The organism is Streptococcus sp. FDAARGOS_192, from assembly GCF_002073815.2.
GTDB classification, from domain to species: Bacteria; Bacillota; Bacilli; order Lactobacillales; family Streptococcaceae; genus Streptococcus; species Streptococcus salivarius_H.
On record NZ_CP020431.2, the window covers coordinates 820,590 to 840,131 of the forward strand.

The window sequence follows — 19,542 nt, forward strand, 5'->3', positions numbered from 1 at the left end:
ATTAGTTCTGTCCTCCTTTAGCTTTCACTGATTTATGACGAGGGCGAACCCAATATCTAATGATGTAGTTAGCACCAACAAAGAAGATAATCAAGGCTGAAACAACATCAATGATTTCAGGTGGCACGCCAATCATACCACTCTTACCAATAGACAAGACACCATAAAGAAGGGCGGCAAATGGAATACCGATAGGGGAGTTAGATGCTAACAGCGCAACCGCCATACCGTTCCAACCGATAGCCAATGAAGAGTTTTGAACGAAGACATTTTGGAATGTACCAAGTCCTTCTACTGTTCCTCCAAGACCACATAGAGCACCTGAGATAATCATTGACATGATAATAACACGTTTAGATGACATCCCTGCATACTCTGATGCATGAGGATTAAGACCTACAGATGTAATTTCAAAACCAGTTGTTGTTTTCTTAAGCAAGAACCAAACTAAGAAGGCAGCTGCAAGAGCCAGGAAGAAACCAATATTGAAACGCGAACCACCAGTTATTTGAGATAAGAACTCTGTTTGATAACTAGCTGAGGCTACAACCTTGTTAGATGCTTCTGAAGAACGCAACATATCAGCTGTAAATCCAAAGCGAATAATATTGTTTCCCACATACAAAATGATGTAGTTCATCATGATGGTTACAATGACCTCACTTGTTCCCAAGTAAGCACGGAGAATACCTGGAATAGCCCCAGCGATACCACCTGCAACCAAACCAATAATGACTGTACAGATAACTGAAACCACCTTTGGCAAATCAGGGAATGACAAGGCAAACCATACAGCAGAAACCCATCCTGCCAAGGCCTGTCCTGGCAAACCAACGTTAAAGAAACCTGCCTTAGAGGCAACAGCGAATCCAAGTGCAATCAGAATCAGCGGACTCATGGCACGAAGAATTTCACCAATATTTTTCAATGAACCAAAGGCCGTTGTGAAGAGATCGTAGTAAGCCCAGAATGGATCGTAACCAAAGATTAACATCAAAACGGCTCCAATCAACATTCCCAAGAGGACAGCAATTAAAGGAACTGCCCAATTTTGTACTTTTTTAGACATTTGCTTCCTCCTTATTCAATTGTCCACCAGCCATAAGAATACCAAGATCTTGCTTATTCGTTTCAGCAGGATCTAGAATACCCTGAATTGCGCCATCATAGATAACCGCAATTCTGTCTGACATATCAAGAATTTCATCCAATTCAAAGCTGACAACAATAACAGCCTTACCTTTATCACGTTCAGCGATAATACGTTTACGGATGTACTCAATAGCACCAACATCAAGACCACGAGTTGGTTGACTTACAATAAGAAGTTCTGGGTCACGGTCAATCTCACGAGCGATAACAGCTTTCTGTTGGTTACCACCTGACAATTCACCACCAGCAATTAATTCTCCCGCACCACGAACATCAAATTCTTTCATCAATTCACGCGCTTTTGCATTGATGACACTATAGTTCAAGATACCATTCTTAGAATTTGGTTCTTTGTAGTAGGTTTGAAGAGCAATATTTTCAGCAACTGTCATTTCAAGGACCATACCATCACGGTGACGATCTTCAGGAATATGACCAACACTCATTTCAGTAATCTGACGCGTTGTCTTATGAATAATCGATTCACCCTTGATGGTAATATCACCTGACTTAACTTTACGAAGTCCTGTAATCGCTTGGACAAGTTCTGTCTGACCATTGCCATCGATACCGGCAATACCGATGATTTCACCAGCTCGAACATCCAATGACAAGTTTTTAACAGCAGGAACTCCACGGTTCTCGTTAACCACCAAATCTTTAATAGAAAGAACAACTTCTTTCGGATTTGAAGGAATTTTCTCTGTTTTGAAGGAAACCTGATGGCCAACCATCATTTCAGCCAAGTCAGCATTTGTTGACCCTTCAATCGTTACTGTATCAATTGATTTACCACGTCTAATGACAGTGACTCGATCAGATACTGCACGGATTTCATCCAACTTATGTGTAATCAGAATAATCGACTTGCCTTCCTTAACCAAGGTCTTCATAATGTTTAGAAGTTCAGTAATTTCAGACGGAGTCAATACCGCAGTCGGTTCATCGAAGATCAAGATATCAGCCCCACGATACAGAGTCTTAAGGATTTCAACACGTTGTTGAGCACCAACAGAGATATCTGCTACTTTGGCAGTTGGATCTACTGCAAGACCATATCTTTCAGAGAGTTCAGTAATTTCCTTGATAGCCTTCTTCATATCAAGGACACCACCAGCTTTGGTTACCTCACTACCCAAAATGATATTCTCAGCAACTGTAAAAGCTTCAACCAACATAAAATGTTGGTGAACCATCCCAATCCCCAGTTTCGTTGCTTTAGATGGTGAATCAATCGTCACCTCTTGTCGTTTTACCTTAATGGTTCCGCTCGTAGGTTGCAAAAGACCTGAAAGCATATTCATTAAAGTTGACTTACCTGCACCATTTTCACCGAGGAGGGCGTGGATCTCTCCTTGTCTCACATCAAGATTGATATGATCATTTGCCACGAATTCACCAAATTTTTTGGTAATATCGTGCATCTCAATGACATTTGGCTTCGTCATACAATCTCCTTTCAAGAATAATTTTTATTTCAGCAAAGGGGATCATTTACTGCTTCCCTTTGCTGAGACAAAAATTGTCTCAGTTTAAGCTCTATAAAGACTTATGCTTAACTATTATTTGCTAAGACCATCAGTTGGTTTCAATTCACCATTCTTGATTTGTTCTTTAGCTTTTTCTACTGCATCCTTGATATCTGAAGGAAGATTAGACGTTACAATGTCAACACCACCGTCTTTGATACCGTAAGTTTTAGTTTTACCACCTTCGAATTTATCGCCTTTGACTTGTCCGTTAGCGATATCTTTAACAACTGTACCAACTTGTTTGATTGTTGAAGTCAAAACAAAGTTAGATTTTTTCTTGTCTGAAGATGTGTAATCACCTTCTGCTGTTTGGTCACGGTCAACACCGATTACCCATACTTTCTTATCGCTGTCAGCATCAAGTTTTTCGTTAACATCTTTAGCAGCTGTAAAGACACCAGTACCAGTACCACCAGCAGCTTGGTAGATTACGTCAACGCCTGAAGCGTACATTGTTGAAGCGATTGTTGTACCTTTAGCCGCATCAGAGAATGATTCAGCATATTGAACTTGTACATTGATGTCAGGTTTTACTGACTTGGCACCGGCTGTGAAACCAGCTTCAAAACGTGTAATTGTATCTGATGTTTGACCACCGATGAAACCAACTTTATTTGTTTTTGATTGCATTGCTGCTGCGATACCTGCAAGGTAAGCACCTTCGTTATCGGCAAACAAAACGCTCTCAACGTTCTTTTGGTCTTTAATCACATCATCAATGATTACATAGTTAACATCTTCGTGTTCTTTAGCTGCATCTGCAACAGCATCATGAAGAGCGAAACCAACACCAAAGATGAGGTTGTAGCCTTGACTTTGTGCTGAAGACATGTTTGTTGCAAAGTCAGACTCTGAACCAGATTGGAAGTAAGTGAAGCCAGAATCTTTTTTAAGTTTGTTAGCTTTACCCCATGCTTGGAGTCCTTCCCATGCTGATTGGTTAAATGATTTATCATCTACCCCACCAGTATCTGTAACGATAGCAGCTTTAACTTTTGAATCAGCTGATGATCCGCCGCGTCCGCCACGTGCACATGCTGCAAGACCAAGTGCTGCAACAGCAACAAGGCCAAGACCGATAATTTTCTTGTTCAATTTCATCTTGAACACTCCTCCTATAACTTGCAAGAAAACTTGCTTAATAAAGAATAAAACAACTAGACTATTGTAAGTCCGTAAAAGAGTATGGTAACAACTCTCCGACTGTCATCTCGACTGTCGATTTATCTTCAGCGATAAGAATCACTTTAGAATCAGATTTTAAAAATTCGACCATCACTTGGCGACAAGCACCACACGGTGAGATAGGCTCTTTGGTATCTCCGTATACTGCGAGACATTCAAAGTCTCTATACCCTTCAGATACCGCCTTAAAAATGGCTGTTCTTTCTGCACAATTGGTCAATCCGAATGAGGCATTCTCAATGTTACATCCTTGAAAAATGCGCCCATTCTTTGTAAGCAATGCAGCTCCGACTCTAAACTGAGAATAAGGAACATAGGCATTTTCAGCTGCCTCTTGTGCTGCTTTTATTACTTTCTCTTTTTTAGTAGCTATCATGACTTTCTTGCCCTTTCATAATGGCCACTCCTGACGAAGTACCAATACGGGTTGCACCAGCTTTGATAAAGGCTTTAGCCGCCTCAAGTGTACGTGCTCCACCAGATGCCTTGACTCCCATAATAGGACCAACAGCTTCTCGCATAAGCTCAATATCTTCAATGGTAGCACCACCAGTAGAAAACCCTGTCGATGTCTTCACAAAATCTGCACCTGCCAGTTTTGCTAATTGGCAAGCTTCGACCTTTTCTTCATCAGTCAATAGACAAGTTTCAATAATAACCTTTACAAGTTTACTTCCACTAGCTTCAACAACAGCTTTAATATCATCTTCAACTAATTTTAGATTTCTAGATTTAAGAGCACCGATATTGATTACCATATCAATTTCATCCGCCCCATTGGCAATAGCATCCTTGGCTTCAAATGCCTTAACTGCAGAAGTCGATGCTCCCAAAGGAAAACCAATAACTGTACAAACTTTAACAGAACTATCTTTAAGCAATTCAGATGCCGTTTTGACCCAAGTTGGATTAACACAGACGCTGGCAAACTCATACTTCTTAGCCTCATCAATTAAGGAAAGAATCTGTTCTTTATTAGCATCAGCTTTTAGTAAGGTATGGTCAATATAGCTATTAACAGACATAAACAAACTCCTTGATTAGAATTAAATTAAGGGTTAGCGAATTATCTTTAATATTTCTGTCGTTTCTTTACATTCACTACCCATAATAACATTTTTTTCGAATTCAGTCAGCATTTTTTCAGATAAAATTTCTTGGCTATAGACCTTGGCAATAAGGTCTCCCTGAGTCACAGAATCGCCAACTTTCTTTTCAAATACAATTCCTGTTTCATAATTAAGACTATCTGACTTCGTAGCTCGACCTGCTCCTAATTGCATAGCAAATTTTCCAAATGCCATAGCAGGTAACTCTTTAATGTAACCTGTTTCATGAGCATGAATATCTGTCACGACAGGCGCACTGCTATAACGATAAAGATCGGTCAAATCACCACCTTGAGCTTGAATGAGTTCTTCAAACTTAGCAAGGGCTTTTCCACCCAATAAGTGCTGACGAATCTCTTCCTGGCTAGCTTCAACCTGAGCTAAATCTAATAGAATCTCAGCCAACTCACAGATAAAGTCAGTGATATCTTCACGTCCCTTACCTTGCATAATTTCAATAGCCTCTGTGATTTCTAAACGGTTACCAATAGCCTTACCTAGTGGCTGACTCATATCTGTAATAACTGCAATGGTTTCACGATTGACCTCATGACCTAGTGCAACCATGGTCTCAGACAACTTCTCAGCGTCAGACATATTTTTCATGAAAGCGCCTTGACCAACAGTAACATCCAGTAAAATCTTATCAGCGCCTGCTGCTATCTTTTTGGACATAACAGAGCTTGCGATTAGAGGAATGGAATCTACTGTTGCAGTGACATCACGCAAGGCATAAAGAAGTTTATCAGCCTTAACCAAATGCTCAGACTGACCAATAAGGGAAATCCCAATGTCTTTAACTTGCTGAATGAATTCTTCCTTACTACGCTCAACCTGATAGCCTTTGATAGACTCTAATTTGTCAATCGTTCCACCTGTGTGTCCGAGACCACGACCACTCATCTTAGCCACTGGAACACCAAAGCTAGCTACAAGCGGCATCAGAATGATGGTTACCTTATCACCAACGCCTCCGGTCGAATGTTTATCTACCTTAACACCTGGAATTTCTGACAAATCATATTGTTCGCCTGAAGCAACCATATCAGTGGTCAAATCATGGATTTCACGAATAGACATACCTTGATAATAAATCGCCATCGCCAGAGCAGCTATCTGATAGTCAGGTATTTCCCCAGACACATAGCCATTAATGAGATATGAAATTTCCGCTGTGCTTAACTCCCCACCATCTCTTTTCTTTTCAATTAAATCAACTGTTCTCATATTTTCTCACTTCTAAGGATATAATATCCTTTATCCTTTTTAACGACTTCAGCATTACCAAACACATCCTCCATCTTAGCCTTAGCTGACGGAGCACCTTGTTTTTTCTGAATAACAATAGTTAGGTTACCACCTTGATTGAGATAATCATATGCCTCCGCGATCACTTGATGAACCACCTTCTTGCCCGCACGGATAGGTGGATTAGAAATAATATAGTCAAAACTTCCAGTGACATTTTCATAGATATTTGATTGGAAGATAGTAGCTTCAACCTTATTTCGTTGAGCATTTTGTCTAGCTAAATCAATCGCCCTACTATTGATGTCAATCATAGTGACTTTAACTCCTTGGACCTTGGCTAAACTGATACCGAGAGGACCATAGCCACAACCCACATCTAAAAGCGTTTTGCCAGCTTCCAAATCTAATGCACTCAAAAGCACTTGACTCCCAAAATCAATCATTTTTTTAGAGAAAACCCCAGCATCTGTATAAAACTGAAAACTTTCTCCTAATAAATTAACCTTTAAATCATGAATATCATGAGCCGCATCTGGCGTCTCAGCATAATACATTTTTGACATTATTTTTTCCTTCTAGATAGTACTTTTTCTTTATCGTATCATAAATACTAAAGTAAGGCTAGTGAAATGACAAGGCTTACATTCGACCTTTTTTTCTGCTATAATGTTATTTATGCTAAATGAATTTATCAATTTCGAAACGATATCACGCAAGGAATGGCAACGCCTTCATAAAGAGGACAATGCCCCATTGACTGCAGAAGAACTGGATTCCATTCGAAGCCTTAATGATAAGATTGATGTGCAAGAAGTTAGTGACATTTATCTTCCCCTTATCAATCTCATTCGTATCTATCAGAAAACTGCCAACGATCTAACCTTTTCTAAGAGTATCTTTTTACAAAAATCACAGACTAACCGTCCATTTATTATTGGGGTATCTGGTTCAGTTGCTGTTGGCAAATCCACTACCAGTCGTTTGCTTCAACTCTTGTTGCAGCGTACCTTTCCCCAATCTAATGTTGAACTTGTGACAACTGATGGCTTTCTCTATCCTAACCAAACCTTGAAAGAAAAAGGCATCCTTAATCGTAAGGGCTTCCCTGAGTCCTACGATATGCCACTTCTTCTCAACTTTTTAGATACTATAAAAAATGGTGGTGATGTCAATATTCCTGTTTACTCTCATGAAATTTATGATATTGTACCAGGACTTACCCAAGAAATCAGACAGCCCAATTTTCTAATTGTCGAAGGGATTAATGTTTTCCAGAACCCTATTAACCAACGACTTTACATGAGTGACTATTTTGATTTTTCTCTCTACATTGACGCTGAAGTTAATAATATCGAATCCTGGTATCTCGAACGTTTTCAAACCCTTCTTGAGCTCGCCAAAAAAGATGAAAACAACTACTACCATCGTTTCACTAAATTTAGTAAGGATGAAGCTTTATCTTTAGCACAAAAAACCTGGCGTGATATCAATTTAGTTAACCTGGAAAATTATATCGAACCTACACGAAGTCGAGCTGAACTGATTCTTCACAAGGGAGACAATCATAAAATCGACTTCATCCACTTAAAAAAATAGAAAAAGCTTGCCAAGGGGCCTAAAATAACGTATAATGACATAGTTAGATAAATTTTGGAGGTGAAAACATTGGCAAATATTAAATCAGCTATCAAACGCGCTGAACTTAACGTTAAACAAAACGAAAAAAACTCAGCTCAAAAATCAGCTTTGCGTACTGCTATTAAAGCATTCAACGCTAACCCAACTGAAGAAGCTTACCGTGCTGCATCAGCTAGCATCGATAAAGCCGCTTCTAAAGGTTTGATTCATAAAAACAAAGCAAGCCGCGATAAATCACGTCTTGCAGCTAAATTGGCTAACTAATTGAAAGCTCCATTTAGGAGTTTTTTTATTACCTAAAAAACCTGCTAGCTTATCGCCTAGCAGGTTTTCTTTATTGATTAAACTCCGGTAATCTTAACTTCAAAAATCGTTCCCTTTGGTTGATTATCTTTAACAACAATTGTTCCTTTAAGAGCTAAAACAATTTGTTGCGCTAGGGATAAGCCAAGTCCAAACCCACCTTTTTGTCTGGTTCTAGCCTTATCTACGCGATAAAATCGATCAAAGATTTTTTTCTTATCACTATCTGATATCCCAGGACCATTATCAGCTACAGAAATATAAAGATGGCGGTCATTAGTGCGAACAGTAAAGGTAACATGTCCGTCATCTTCCGTATATTTAATAGCATTATCAAATAAGATGGTCATTAACTGTTTCAATAACGTTTTATCAGTCTGGATTGGACGACCAACTTGGTTTTGAGCCGTGAAACCTTTCTCATTTTCTTCTGCAATCATGGCATAGTTGGTAAATACTGTATCAAAGAAAGCAGGTTCTAAGGTTTCGATTTCTGGTTTAATACCATCGTCACGACGAGCCAAGTTCAAGAGATTAGTCGTCAACAGACGCATATTACGTACTTCATCAAGACTTGATGCAATATTCTCTGAATTATCTAGAATGGTGCTCTCAGGCTTGCGGAAAAGAACTTCTAACCTGTTTTGAATCACAGCAAGCGGTGTCCGTAACTCATGACTAGCATTTTCAACAAATGCTTTCTGCTTCTCCAAGCTTTCCTGGATAGGACGTCTTGACCACTTGGCCAAATACATACTAGCTGCAACTGACAAGAGCCAGAAGAAACTCATCATGATGACAATTAGCTTGACATAACGTTCAGTTGCTTCTTCCAATTGAGTTGTATTAATCGCAATAACAAGGTACTTAGCATCAGGATAGAGACTATTGTCTACTTTCTCAGTGATCAGACGATACTTTTCCGTTTGATCGAAATAATTCTGAGCACTTCCCTTGCTGATAACATCAATGTTATTTTTATCTATTGGTAAATTGGATAAGCTTGAAAATTTATCAACGACATTGAGGACTTTTCCATTCTTATCAAGCACTAAGACACTGGTGTTTGCCGCAACAGATAAATCGTGAGGGGCATCTTCAATTTTTGATTTCTTCTTAGGTTCTTTTTTAGAGCCACTCGAGTCAGGTGTTTCAGCTGTCGACTCTTTAGTATCATAGGCTTGGTAAATGGTTGTCGTATTATTTTGATCCACCTCAGAAGTCAGAAAAAGTTCCCGTTTTAGCATTTCCATTTCTAAATAAGAATTGGTCTTAGTGGCTGCCATTTTCAGACTAGAGTCCACATTGGAATAAACGCCGTAACTCAGAATCTGTAAAATCATGACAGTCATGATAAGGAAAATACCAGAAAAAGTGGCAAAGAAATGAATGAAGGACTTAAATCCGTCTGACTTGATTCTCCTAAAGAGATAATTGAAAAATTTAGTCAGCATTCTTCAAAATATACCCCACACTTCTCAAGGTTTGGAGGTTGGCAGCAAAGTCCGTTCCTTTAAGTTTCTTACGAATTTTAGAAACATAAACCTCGACAACTGATACCGTGGTATCACTATCAAATCCCCAAAGACGGTCAAAAATTTGTGACTTAGGCAAAATCACGTTTTGATTTTGTAAGAAGTAAACTAATAAATCAAACTCTTTACCAAGAAGTTCTACTTCTTTATCCCCCACAAAGGTTGAATTTGTAGCAAGATTGACACGAACATCACCAAAAGAAAGTGTGTTTTGGTCAAATTTACCAGAGCGTTTCAAAAGTGCTTGAATACGCATCTTCAACTCTTCTAAATAGAAAGGTTTGGTTAGATAGTCATCTGCACCCAGTTCAAAGCCGTGCCCCTTATCGTCTAGACTTTCCTTAGCCGTCATGATAAGTACAGGAGTTGTTACACCTTTTTCACGTAATTCTCTAAGAACAGTGAAACCATCTTTTTCAGGCAACATAAGGTCTAAAAGAATCAAATCATAGACGCCACTTTCAGCTTCGTAGAGGCCTTCATCTCCATCAAAGACTTGCATCACATCAGCAAAGTCATCTAAAAAATCAAAAACTGAGTTGGACAAACTCAAATCATCTTCTACTAGTAGTATTTTAATCATAGTTATCCCCCTTGTTAGGTGTCAAAGATACAAAGAACACTTTGACTAAGTTTTATCATTATATCTAAAATACACATAATCATCTAGTGCTTTGATCTTCTTTTATTTAGATTCAGTCTACTATACTTTCCTTAAGTTTTTCATAACTGAAACGAAAAAACAGCACCAATAGGTACTGTTTTATATCGATATTTCTTCTTAGAACAAACCAACAGCTGTTCCGTCTTCAGAAACGTCCATTTTAAGGGCTGCTGGAGCTTTTGGAAGACCTGGCATGGTCATAACATCACCTGTAAGAGCCACGATAAATCCAGCACCTGTTTTAGGAACAAACTCACGAATAGTGATATCAAAACCTTCTGGTGCTCCAAGCAAGAATTGGTTATCTGAGAAACTATATTGTGTTTTAGCCATACATACTGGCAATTTATCCCAACCAAATTCGGCAAATTGTTTAAGTTGGTTCTTAGCTTTTTTCTCGAAGACAACTGATTTACCACCATATATTTCAGTAACAATCTTAGTGATTTTTTCTTCCAAGCTATCATCATCAGAATAAAGACGTTTATAGTCAGCATTCCCATTTTCAACAGCATCAACTACCGCGTTGGCAAGGTCAATACCACCATCAGCACCATTAGCCCAAACGCTAGCCAATTCAACAGGAACATCGATTTCTGCACAAAGTTCTTTAAGGGCTGCAATTTCAGCTTCTGTATCAGCAACAAACTCGTTAATAGCAACGACTGCAGGAAGACCGAATTTACGAACATTTTCCACATGACGTTTCAAGTTAGCGAAGCCATCACGAACAGCTTGAACATTTTCTTCAGAGAGGTCCGTTTTGGCTACCCCACCGTGCATTTTAAGGGCACGAAGTGTCGCAACAATAACAACAGCATCAGGAGTTGTTGGGAGGTTTGGAGTCTTGATATCAAGGAATTTTTCAGCACCAAGGTCAGCACCGAAACCTGCTTCCGTAATTGTATAATCTGCCAAACGTAGCGCTGTAGATGTAGCTAGAACTGAGTTACATCCATGAGCAATGTTGGCAAATGGTCCACCGTGTACCAAAGCTGGTGTCCCATAAATTGTTTGTACCAAGTTAGGTTTGATGGCATCTTTAAGAATAAGTGTAAGCGCACCTTCGATTTCAAGATCACGCACATAAACAGGTGTACGGTCATAACGGTAAGCAACTACAATGTTAGCCAAACGTTCTTTAAGGTCTTTAATATCAGTAGCTAAGCAAAGAATCGCCATGATTTCAGACGCAACAGTAATATCAAAACCATCTTCACGTGGAATACCATTAAGTGGTCCGCCAAGACCAACGTTTACATGACGAAGCGCACGGTCATTAAGGTCAACCACACGTTTCCAAATGATACGACGTTGGTCAATGCCGAGAGCATTTCCTTGATGAATATGGTTGTCAAGAAGGGCTGACAAAGCATTATTTGCTGTAGTAATAGCGTGCATATCCCCTGTGAAGTGGAGGTTGATATCTTCCATCGGGAGCACTTGAGCGTAGCCACCACCTGCAGCACCACCTTTGATTCCCATAACCGGACCAAGTGATGGTTCACGAAGGGCAATCATTGTTTTCTTACCAATTTTGTTAAGAGCGTCTGCAAGGCCGATTGACATGGTTGATTTACCTTCACCTGCTGGTGTTGGGTTGATGGCTGTTACCAAAATCAATTTTCCTGGCTTATTGTCTTTGACTGCATTGATTTTATCAAATGACAATTTTGCCTTATATTTTCCGTAGAGTTCCAAATCGTCAAAGCCGATTCCAACTTTTTCAACTACTTCTGTGATTGGTTTTAATTCTACACTTTGAGCAATTTCGATATCTGTTTTCATGAGACACTCCTCTATATTTTTCTAAAGTCTATTATATCAGAGTTTGATAAAAAACGCATTATTTTTGGTTAATTACTTTTCAATGTTCGGTTTTTGTTTTGTTATAAATCGTTATAACTTTAATTTATAGGGGTACACCTCAAAAATACTTACTTTTTATTTACTAAAGACCCAATTTTTAGTACAATACTACTATGAAAATTTTGATTACATCGGGTGGTACCACTGAAAAGATTGATGCTGTACGTGGAATCACAAACCATTCAACAGGTTATCTAGGAAAGGAAATCGCTGAACTTTTCTTGGCTAAGAGTCACCAAGTAACCTTAGTAACGACCAAGACAGCGGTTAAACCAGAACCGAAAGAAAATCTAAAGATTACAGAAATTACGAACGTAGAAAGTCTTCTCAAAAAGATGGAGCCACTCGTCAAAGAGCACGATGTTCTTATACATAGTATGGCAGTCTCTGATTATACTCCTATTTATATGACGGATTTTGCTGAACTGGAGGACACCGAAGATCTCGCTCAATTCTTGCATAAATCTAACACTGAAAGCAAGATATCATCGGCTTCTGATTATCAGGTTCTTTTTCTTAAAAAAACACCGAAGGTCATTAGCCTCGTCAAACAATGGAATCCTGATATTCAATTGATTGGCTTCAAACTTTTGGTTAATGTAAGAAAAGAAGAGCTTTTTGAGGTTGCTCGTGCAAGTCTAAAACGCAATAAAGCTGATATTATTGTTGCCAACGACTTGAGTGATATCACTCAAGATCAACATATTGCCTATCTCGTTGATGAAAAAAACGAGGAGAAAGTTACGACTAAATCTGCGATTGCTCGAGCCTTATTTGAAAGGATATGCCATGACTAAACGTATCATCCTTGCTGTTTCAGGATCAATATCTGCCTATAAAGCAGCTGATCTAACAAGTAGGTTAAAGAAAAAAGGTTATGACGTTCACGTCATTATGACTGAAGCTGCTCAAGACTTTATCACCCCTCTGACACTTCAAGTCCTTTCGAAGAATCCTGTTCACACTGATGTCATGGAAGAAAAATTGGCTGAACGTATTAATCATATTGACTTAGGTAAAGAAGCTGACCTCTTTGTTGTAGCTCCAGCTTCAGCAAATACCATTGCCAAATTAGCATATGGTCTAGCCGATAATATGCTTACTGCTACTGCTTTAGCTTTACCTAGCACCACCCCAAAACTAATTGCCCCTGCAATGAATACGAAAATGTATGAAAATCCACTGACTAAGAAGAATCTAAATACTTTGCATGACCTTGGCTACCAAGAAATTCTTCCAAAATCAGGTTTACTGGCTTGTGGAGATACAGGACGTGGTGCCTTAGCTGATATTGATGACATTATTGAATCCATTGACAATGCTTTAACAAAATAGCCTTGCATAGAATAAAAAGGAGTTTATGATGAATAAGAAAAATAAAGCAAACCAAACGGCTCAGTTATCCCTCTTGATAGCTACAATGGTTGTAATCGAAGTACTCAGTCAAACCATCTTTGCTGCTTTTGTACTTCCAATCAAACCAACCCTAACCCATATCCCAGTTATTATCGCTAGCATCGTCTACGGTCCTAAAATTGGAGCTTATTTGGGTGGCTTCATGGGAATTATGAGTATTATTCGAAACACTGTTATCTATACGGTTAGTAGCTATCTCTTTAGTCCTTTTGTTGAAGGGGGAACTTGGGCATCTGCAGTCATTGCCATCGTTCCTCGTATCCTGATCGGTATTTTCCCTTACTTTGTCTACAAATTACTTCAAAACCGTCTAGGTCTGATGCTATCTGGGGTTTTAGGTGCTTTCACAAATACATTTTTCGTACTTCTCGGCATCTATTTCCTAATCCCTAACTTCTACACAGCAGGTGGCAAAACACTGATGGCAACCATTTTCACAACAAATTCGATTGCTGAAATGATTATCGCCGGTCTGTTAACTCTAAGTATCACACCAGTGTTACTGCGATTGAAAAAATAAAGAAAAAACATGGTAATTACCATGTTTTTTTTCTTTAATTATGGTATAATGTAAGCGTTTAAAAATATAAAGGAGATTGCTATGTCTTACACTGAAAATTATCAAAAATGGCTCGACTTCGCTGAATTGCCTGCTTACCTTCGTGATGAGTTGGTCGCAATGGATGAAAAAACGAAAGAAGATGCCTTCTATACCAACCTTGAATTCGGTACAGCTGGTATGCGTGGATTGATTGGTGCTGGTACTAACCGCATTAACATTTACGTTGTTCGCCAAGCAACTGAAGGTTTGGCCCAATTGATTGACTCAAAAGGGGAAGAAGCTAAAAAACGTGGTGTTGCTATTGCTTACGATAGCCGTCACTTCTCTCCTGAGTTTGCTTTTGAATCTGCTCAAGTTTTGGCTGCTCATGGTATCAAATCTTATGTATTTGAAAGCCTACGTCCAACACCTGAATTGTCATTTGCTGTTCGTCATCTCCACACATTTGCTGGTATCATGGTAACAGCTAGCCACAACCCTGCTCCGTTTAATGGATACAAGGTTTATGGTGAAGACGGTGGACAAATGCCACCTGCAGATGCCGATGCTTTGACAGATTACATCCGCGCTATCGAAAATCCTTTCACTGTGCAATTGGCTGACCTTGAAGAAAGCAAAGCTAGCGGCTTGATTGAAGTTATCGGTGAAAACGTCGACGCTGAATACTTGAAAGAAGTTAAAGGCGTTAACATCAACCAAGACTTAATCAATGAATACGGTCGTGACATGAAGATTGTCTACACTCCACTTCATGGTACTGGTGAAATGTTGGCACGTCGTGCTCTTGCGCAAGCTGGATTTGAAGCTGTTCAAGTTGTTGAAGCTCAAGCTGTTCCAGATGCTGACTTCTCAACTGTTAAATCTCCAAACCCTGAAAACCAAGCTGCCTTTGCTCTTGCTGAAGAACTTGGTCGCAAAGTAGACGCTGATGTATTGGTTGCAACTGACCCAGATGCTGACCGCCTTGGTGTTGAAATCCGCCAACCAGATGGTTCTTACCTCAACCTTTCTGGTAACCAAATCGGAGCTATCATTGCTAAATACATTCTTGAAGCTCACAAAACAGCCGGTACACTTCCTGCAAATGCTGCCCTCTGTAAATCAATCGTATCAACTGAGTTGGTAACTAAGATTGCAGAAAGCTACGGCGCAACTATGTTTAACGTCTTGACTGGTTTCAAATTTATCGGTGAAAAAATTCATGAATTTGAAACACAACACAACCACACTTACATGCTTGGTTTCGAAGAAAGCTTCGGTTATCTAATCAAACCATTCGTACGTGACAAAGATGCTATCCAAGCCGTTCTTATCGTAGCTGAAATTGCTGCTTACTACCGTTCACGTGGTATGACTTTGGCAGATGGTATCGAAGAAATCTACAAACAATACGGCTACTTCGCAGAAAAAACAATCTCTGTTACCCTTTCAGGTGTTGACGGAGCTGCTGAAATTAAGAAAATCATGGATAAATTCCGTGGAAATGCTCCTAAACAATTCAATAACACAGACATTGCTAAGACAGAAGACTTCTTGGAACAAACAGCTACTACTGCTGACGGCGTTGAAAAATTAACAACTCCTCCAAGTAACGTACTTAAATACATCTTGGCTGATGATTCATGGTTTGCCGTTCGTCCTTCAGGTACAGAACCAAAAATCAAATTCTACATTGCTACAGTTGGTGAATCTGAAGCAGATGCTAAAGAAAAAATTGCTAACATCGAAGCAGAAATCAATGCTTTCGTAGGCGAATAATACTTAAGACTTAGAGCTAAGCTCTAAGTCTTTTTTATACATGACAATACTAGGATTAGGTAAGCAAGTCACCTTTTTCATACTAAAACCACGAAACCACCTATAGATTGATCTATAGGTGGTATTTTTATGATTCAATTATAGAGCACCAACTTGTGAATGATGCTTAAACAAGGAATGAGTAGCTTCATGAATCTGACGAGCAGTTTCTGCATTATTCATGGTATAGAGGTGAACGCCTGCAACATCTTGCGTAACAAGGTCGACAATCTGGTCAATAGCATAGGCAAGACCTGCCGCTCTAAGTGACTCAGGATCATGTTCATACTTATCCAAAATGGCACGGAACTTACGTGGCAAATGGATATTTTCACAAGTCTTAAGCAAACGTAGAGCTTGGTTACGATTCAAGATAGGCATAATCCCAGCATGAATTGGTACGTCAATACCTGCCAAGGTACATTTATCTTGAAAATCATAGAAACGTTCATTGTCAAAGAAGAGTTGGGTTACAAGGCTAGAACAACCTGCATCAACCTTTTTCTTGAGGTTTTGGATATCAGAGATTTGATTTGCTGAATCGGGATGCCCTTCAGGATAGCAGGCACCGATGATATCAAATTGAGGAGCTTGGTCCTTGATAAACTCAATCAAATCAGTGGCATATCTAAAATCTTTAAGAGGTTCTACCCCTGGTATAATATCGCCACGTAGGGCTAAGATACGGTGTACACCAACAGCATCCAAGTCACGTAAGGTATCAGCAACCTTTTCTTTACTCAAATAGATAGCTGGAAGGTGAGCAATCGTTGGGATAGCTAGGTCATTTTGAATATGATCTGCCAAAGGAACCGTCGTCTCTTTGATATTATATTTGTTATTACTAGCTGTCACACTGATAAAGTGTGGGGCCAATCCTTGCATATCCTCGAGGGCACGTAGAATTTTTTCATTACCCACTGCTGGGTTGGGTGGAAATACTTCAAAAGAGAGTGATGGAGTTTGGCTTGTCATATTTTATACCTTCTTCTTTTTAGATTTTTGTTAAGACAAAAGCAGTTTTAAGTGCCTACTGACTTCATAAGTAGAGTACACTTGTTAATCATAGCCTGCTTGCAAAAATCTTTAGAATATTATTAGCTATTGAAAACCTTCTACACTTAAGGAAGAAGGTCTTCAACGTATGATAACTTCTGCTTACAAGTTTTCGCGAGCTGCTTTTGCAGCTTCCACAAGCTTGATCAAGCTTTCTTTAGTTTCTTTGATTCCGCGAGTCTTCAAACCACAGTCAGGGTTAATCCAGACTTTACCACTTGGTACTTTAGCCAAGATTGCTTCGATAGTGTGGTCAATTTCACCGTCTTGTGGGACACGTGGTGAGTGGATATCGTAAACCCCAGGTCCAACTTCTGTTTGAAAGTTTTGTGCTTTAAGTTCATCCAAGATTTCAAGATTTGAACGACTAGCTTCAAATGAGATAACGTCAGCATCCAAGTTGTCGATGGCTGGGATGATATCTGTAAATTCTGAGTAACACATGTGAGTGTGGATTTGTGTATCTGGTGCTACAGTTGAGTGTACCAAACGGAAAGCTGGAATTGCCCAGTCGAGGTAGTCTTCATACCAGTCACTACGACGGAGCGGCAATTTTTCGCGAAGAGCAGCTTCGTCAATTTGGATAATTTTCACGCCTGCAGCTTCAAGGTCAAGAACTTCATCTTTGATTGCAAGAGCAATTTGAAGAGTTGAATCCTTGATAGAGATATCTTCACGTGGGAATGACCAGTTAAGGATAGTAACAGGTCCAGTCAACATACCTTTAACAGGTTTGTCTGTACGGCTTTGTGCGTAGCTAGACCATTTCACAGTGATTGGGTTAAGACGAGTCACATCACCCCAGATGATTGGTGGTTTAACCCCACGCATACCGTATGATTGAACCCAACCATTTTTAGAGAAGAGGTAACCTGACAAGTTTTGACCAAAGTATTCAACCATGTCGTTACGTTCGAATTCACCGTGTACAAGCACATCAAATCCAACTTCTTCTTGCCATTTAATCCATTCATCAGTGATTTCAGCAAGGAAAGCATCGTATTCTTCTTGTGACAATTCATTCTTACGGAAAGCCAAACGTTTCGCACGAACTTCCTTAGTTTGAGGGAATGAACCGATAGTTGTTGTTGGAAGCAATGGAAGTTTGAAAGCATCTTTTTGAATCGCTTCACGTTCTGCAAATGCTGGCAAACGAGTATAATCAGCTTCAGTCAACCCTGCAATACGAGCACGAAGTTCAGCATTTTCACCAACACGCTCAGTCGCAAAGAGTTCTTTGTTAGCAGCAAGGGCTTCTTCACCTTGACCATTGCGGATAGCATCCAAATCACGCAATTCGTCCAATTTTTCAACTGCAAAAGCAAAGTGGTTCAAAATAGCTGGTTCAAATTCTTCATTAGCAGTTGTAAATGGCACATGAAGAAGTGAGCAAGATGTTGTCAAAACAACATTTTCAGCTGGCACTTGTTCAAGAATTGCAAGACTCTTCTCGTAGTTGTTACGCCAGATGTTTTTACCATTGACGATACCGGCATAGAGAGTCTTATCAGCTGGGAAACCACCTTTAACCAATTCAAATGTTTTCTTACCTTCAACAAAGTCAAGACCAATACCATCAACTGGCAAGTTCACAAGGTCATTGTAGACATCACGAACATCACCAAAGTAAGTTTGAATCAAAACTTCAAGGCCTTTCTTATCAGCCAAGAGCTTGTTGTAGAGGTTCAAGAAGAGAGCTTTTTCTTCAGATGTCAAATCTTTAACAAGAGCTGGCTCATCGAGTTGAATACGAGTAGCACCAAGCTCTGCCAATTTTGCAAAAACATCTTGGTATGCAGAAACAAAGCTATCTACGAAGTCTTCAGCTTTTACACCATCTTCAAAGTCAGACAATTGAAGGAAAGTGAATGGTCCAACCACAACTGGACGTGTATTAAGACCCAATTCTTTTGCTTCTTGGTACTCATCAAAAATCTTGTGACCAGCAAGTTTAACTTCTGTTGTTTTTTCAAATTTAGGAACGATGTAGTGGTAGTTAGTATTAAACCATTTTTTCATAGGAAGGGCACGAACATCCCCTTTTTCACCTTGGTAACCACGCGCCAAAGCAAAGTAACGTTCAAGATCTGTCAAATCCAAGTTTTGAACAGATTCAGGTACGACGTTGAAAAGGAAAGCTGCATCAAGGAAGTTATCGTAATGTGAAAAATCATTTGAAGGAATTTCAGTGATTCCCTTCTCTTTAACAATATTCCAGTGTTTTGCACGCAAGTCTTTGGCTGCTGCTAAAAGTTCATCTGCAGTAATTTCATTTCTAAAGTATTTTTCTGTTGTAAATTTTAATTCGCGGAATTCACCCAAACGTGGGAAACCAATGATAGTAGTTGACATCTTGTGTCCTCCTCTTTGTTGTTGAACTTATCTTACCAAAGAAATGGGTAGCTGTATAATTGCTATTAGTTTTCTCTATATATAGTTTTAGACTATACCCTATAAAATAAAGGGTTACCGA

Annotated in this window: 18 protein-coding genes; 6 read left to right on the plus strand and 12 right to left on the minus strand. The window is 39.3% G+C overall.

Features of this window, described 5'->3' with window-relative positions; all coding sequences use genetic code 11:
* Position 1: 1 nt before the first annotated feature.
* The 7 genes from A6J31_RS04960 to A6J31_RS04990 all read right to left on the minus strand — a co-directional run bounded on the left by A6J31_RS04960 (position 2) and on the right by A6J31_RS04990 (position 6,792).
* Positions 2-1,069 carry an ABC transporter permease gene (locus tag A6J31_RS04960; protein WP_080610579.1) on the minus strand — a complete coding sequence of 356 codons (1,068 nt, stop codon included), beginning with the start codon at positions 1,067-1,069 and terminating at the stop codon, positions 2-4.
* Positions 1,062-2,600 (minus strand): ABC transporter ATP-binding protein, encoded by a 1,539-nt coding sequence (locus tag A6J31_RS04965; RefSeq protein ID WP_013990473.1) that lies wholly within the window; start codon positions 2,598-2,600, stop codon positions 1,062-1,064. Before A6J31_RS04965 ends, A6J31_RS04960 begins: the two co-directional genes overlap by 8 nt.
* 114 nt (positions 2,601-2,714) lie before the next feature.
* Positions 2,715-3,779 (minus strand): BMP family protein, encoded by a 1,065-nt coding sequence (locus A6J31_RS04970; protein WP_318655383.1) that lies wholly within the window; start codon positions 3,777-3,779, stop codon positions 2,715-2,717.
* A gap of 67 nt (positions 3,780-3,846) precedes the next feature.
* Positions 3,847-4,245, minus strand: coding sequence for a cytidine deaminase (locus A6J31_RS04975; protein WP_037600754.1), 399 nt, complete (start codon positions 4,243-4,245; stop codon positions 3,847-3,849).
* Complete coding sequence (gene deoC, locus A6J31_RS04980) at positions 4,232-4,894, minus strand: deoxyribose-phosphate aldolase (protein ID WP_013990470.1); 663 nt, start codon at positions 4,892-4,894, stop codon at positions 4,232-4,234. The genes A6J31_RS04975 and deoC overlap by 14 nt, the downstream gene beginning before the upstream one ends.
* Positions 4,895-4,927: 33 nt before the next feature.
* Positions 4,928-6,205: a pyrimidine-nucleoside phosphorylase gene (locus A6J31_RS04985; protein ID WP_080610581.1), complete on the minus strand. Its 1,278-nt coding sequence runs from the start codon at positions 6,203-6,205 to the stop codon at positions 4,928-4,930.
* Positions 6,202-6,792: a class I SAM-dependent methyltransferase gene (locus tag A6J31_RS04990; RefSeq protein WP_013990468.1), complete on the minus strand. Its 591-nt coding sequence runs from the start codon at positions 6,790-6,792 to the stop codon at positions 6,202-6,204. The genes A6J31_RS04985 and A6J31_RS04990 overlap by 4 nt, the downstream gene beginning before the upstream one ends.
* A 112-nt stretch (positions 6,793-6,904) precedes the next feature.
* On the opposite strand from A6J31_RS04990, the gene coaA reads away from it, so the two are divergent.
* Together coaA and rpsT are read left to right on the plus strand one after the other, a co-directional pair.
* Positions 6,905-7,825: a type I pantothenate kinase gene (gene coaA / locus A6J31_RS04995; protein ID WP_013990467.1), complete on the plus strand. Its 921-nt coding sequence runs from the start codon at positions 6,905-6,907 to the stop codon at positions 7,823-7,825.
* A gap of 69 nt (positions 7,826-7,894) precedes the next feature.
* Positions 7,895-8,131 (plus strand): 30S ribosomal protein S20, encoded by a 237-nt coding sequence (gene rpsT, locus A6J31_RS05000; protein ID WP_004182129.1) that lies wholly within the window; start codon positions 7,895-7,897, stop codon positions 8,129-8,131.
* A gap of 77 nt (positions 8,132-8,208) precedes the next feature.
* Here the strand turns inward: rpsT and A6J31_RS05005 are convergent, their stop codons facing one another.
* The 3 genes from A6J31_RS05005 to A6J31_RS05015 all read right to left on the minus strand — a co-directional run bounded on the left by A6J31_RS05005 (position 8,209) and on the right by A6J31_RS05015 (position 12,157).
* A complete protein-coding gene (locus A6J31_RS05005) occupies positions 8,209-9,624 on the minus strand; it encodes a sensor histidine kinase (RefSeq protein ID WP_080610582.1) in 1,416 nt (471 codons plus the stop codon).
* Entirely contained in the window at positions 9,614-10,288 is a 675-nt protein-coding gene (locus A6J31_RS05010) for a response regulator transcription factor (RefSeq protein WP_002891134.1), read from the minus strand. The genes A6J31_RS05005 and A6J31_RS05010 overlap by 11 nt, the downstream gene beginning before the upstream one ends.
* A 198-nt stretch (positions 10,289-10,486) precedes the next feature.
* A complete protein-coding gene (locus A6J31_RS05015) occupies positions 10,487-12,157 on the minus strand; it encodes a formate--tetrahydrofolate ligase (protein WP_013990464.1) in 1,671 nt (556 codons plus the stop codon).
* 194 nt (positions 12,158-12,351) lie between these two features.
* On the opposite strand from A6J31_RS05015, the gene A6J31_RS05020 reads away from it, so the two are divergent.
* The 4 genes from A6J31_RS05020 to A6J31_RS05035 all read left to right on the plus strand — a co-directional run bounded on the left by A6J31_RS05020 (position 12,352) and on the right by A6J31_RS05035 (position 15,974).
* Positions 12,352-13,035, plus strand: a complete 684-nt coding sequence (locus A6J31_RS05020) for a phosphopantothenate--cysteine ligase (protein ID WP_013990463.1) — start codon at positions 12,352-12,354, stop codon at positions 13,033-13,035.
* The gene (coaC, locus tag A6J31_RS05025) at positions 13,028-13,573 is read left to right on the plus strand and encodes a phosphopantothenoylcysteine decarboxylase (protein ID WP_013990462.1); all 546 of its coding nucleotides are present in this window, start codon (positions 13,028-13,030) and stop codon (positions 13,571-13,573) included. The genes A6J31_RS05020 and coaC overlap by 8 nt, the downstream gene beginning before the upstream one ends.
* Before the next feature lie 28 nt (positions 13,574-13,601).
* A complete protein-coding gene (locus tag A6J31_RS05030; RefSeq protein ID WP_022496698.1) occupies positions 13,602-14,174 on the plus strand; it encodes an ECF transporter S component in 573 nt (190 codons plus the stop codon).
* An 81-nt stretch (positions 14,175-14,255) separates the two neighbouring features.
* Positions 14,256-15,974 carry a phospho-sugar mutase gene (locus A6J31_RS05035; protein WP_037600760.1) on the plus strand — a complete coding sequence of 573 codons (1,719 nt, stop codon included), beginning with the start codon at positions 14,256-14,258 and terminating at the stop codon, positions 15,972-15,974.
* Between the two features lie 138 nt (positions 15,975-16,112).
* On the opposite strand, the gene metF is transcribed toward A6J31_RS05035, so the two are convergent.
* Together metF and metE are read right to left on the minus strand one after the other, a co-directional pair.
* Positions 16,113-16,988, minus strand: coding sequence for a methylenetetrahydrofolate reductase [NAD(P)H] (metF, locus tag A6J31_RS05040; protein ID WP_080610583.1), 876 nt, complete (start codon positions 16,986-16,988; stop codon positions 16,113-16,115).
* 183 nt (positions 16,989-17,171) lie between these two features.
* Positions 17,172-19,421 (minus strand): 5-methyltetrahydropteroyltriglutamate--homocysteine S-methyltransferase, encoded by a 2,250-nt coding sequence (gene metE / locus A6J31_RS05045; RefSeq protein WP_080610584.1) that lies wholly within the window; start codon positions 19,419-19,421, stop codon positions 17,172-17,174.
* Positions 19,422-19,542 lie beyond the last annotated feature (121 nt).

Bases quoted from the DNA above. Each gene is read 5' to 3' on its own strand.
- A6J31_RS04960 (WP_080610579.1), bottom strand. From the start codon at position 1,069: ATGTCTAAAAAAGTACAAAATTGGGCAGTTCCTTTAATTGCTGTCCTC.
- A6J31_RS04965 (WP_013990473.1), bottom strand. From the start codon at position 2,600: ATGACGAAGCCAAATGTCATTGAGATGCACGATATTACCAAAAAATTT.
- A6J31_RS04975 (WP_037600754.1), bottom strand. From the start codon at position 4,245: ATGATAGCTACTAAAAAAGAGAAAGTAATAAAAGCAGCACAAGAGGCA.
- deoC (WP_013990470.1), bottom strand. From the start codon at position 4,894: ATGTCTGTTAATAGCTATATTGACCATACCTTACTAAAAGCTGATGCT.
- A6J31_RS04985 (WP_080610581.1), bottom strand. From the start codon at position 6,205: ATGAGAACAGTTGATTTAATTGAAAAGAAAAGAGATGGTGGGGAGTTA.
- A6J31_RS04990 (WP_013990468.1), bottom strand. From the start codon at position 6,792: ATGTCAAAAATGTATTATGCTGAGACGCCAGATGCGGCTCATGATATT.
- coaA (WP_013990467.1), top strand. From the start codon at position 6,905: ATGCTAAATGAATTTATCAATTTCGAAACGATATCACGCAAGGAATGG.
- A6J31_RS05005 (WP_080610582.1), bottom strand. From the start codon at position 9,624: ATGCTGACTAAATTTTTCAATTATCTCTTTAGGAGAATCAAGTCAGAC.
- A6J31_RS05010 (WP_002891134.1), bottom strand. From the start codon at position 10,288: ATGATTAAAATACTACTAGTAGAAGATGATTTGAGTTTGTCCAACTCA.
- A6J31_RS05015 (WP_013990464.1), bottom strand. From the start codon at position 12,157: ATGAAAACAGATATCGAAATTGCTCAAAGTGTAGAATTAAAACCAATC.
- A6J31_RS05020 (WP_013990463.1), top strand. From the start codon at position 12,352: ATGAAAATTTTGATTACATCGGGTGGTACCACTGAAAAGATTGATGCT.
- coaC (WP_013990462.1), top strand. From the start codon at position 13,028: ATGACTAAACGTATCATCCTTGCTGTTTCAGGATCAATATCTGCCTAT.
- A6J31_RS05030 (WP_022496698.1), top strand. From the start codon at position 13,602: ATGAATAAGAAAAATAAAGCAAACCAAACGGCTCAGTTATCCCTCTTG.
- A6J31_RS05035 (WP_037600760.1), top strand. From the start codon at position 14,256: ATGTCTTACACTGAAAATTATCAAAAATGGCTCGACTTCGCTGAATTG.
- metF (WP_080610583.1), bottom strand. From the start codon at position 16,988: ATGACAAGCCAAACTCCATCACTCTCTTTTGAAGTATTTCCACCCAAC.
- metE (WP_080610584.1), bottom strand. From the start codon at position 19,421: ATGTCAACTACTATCATTGGTTTCCCACGTTTGGGTGAATTCCGCGAA.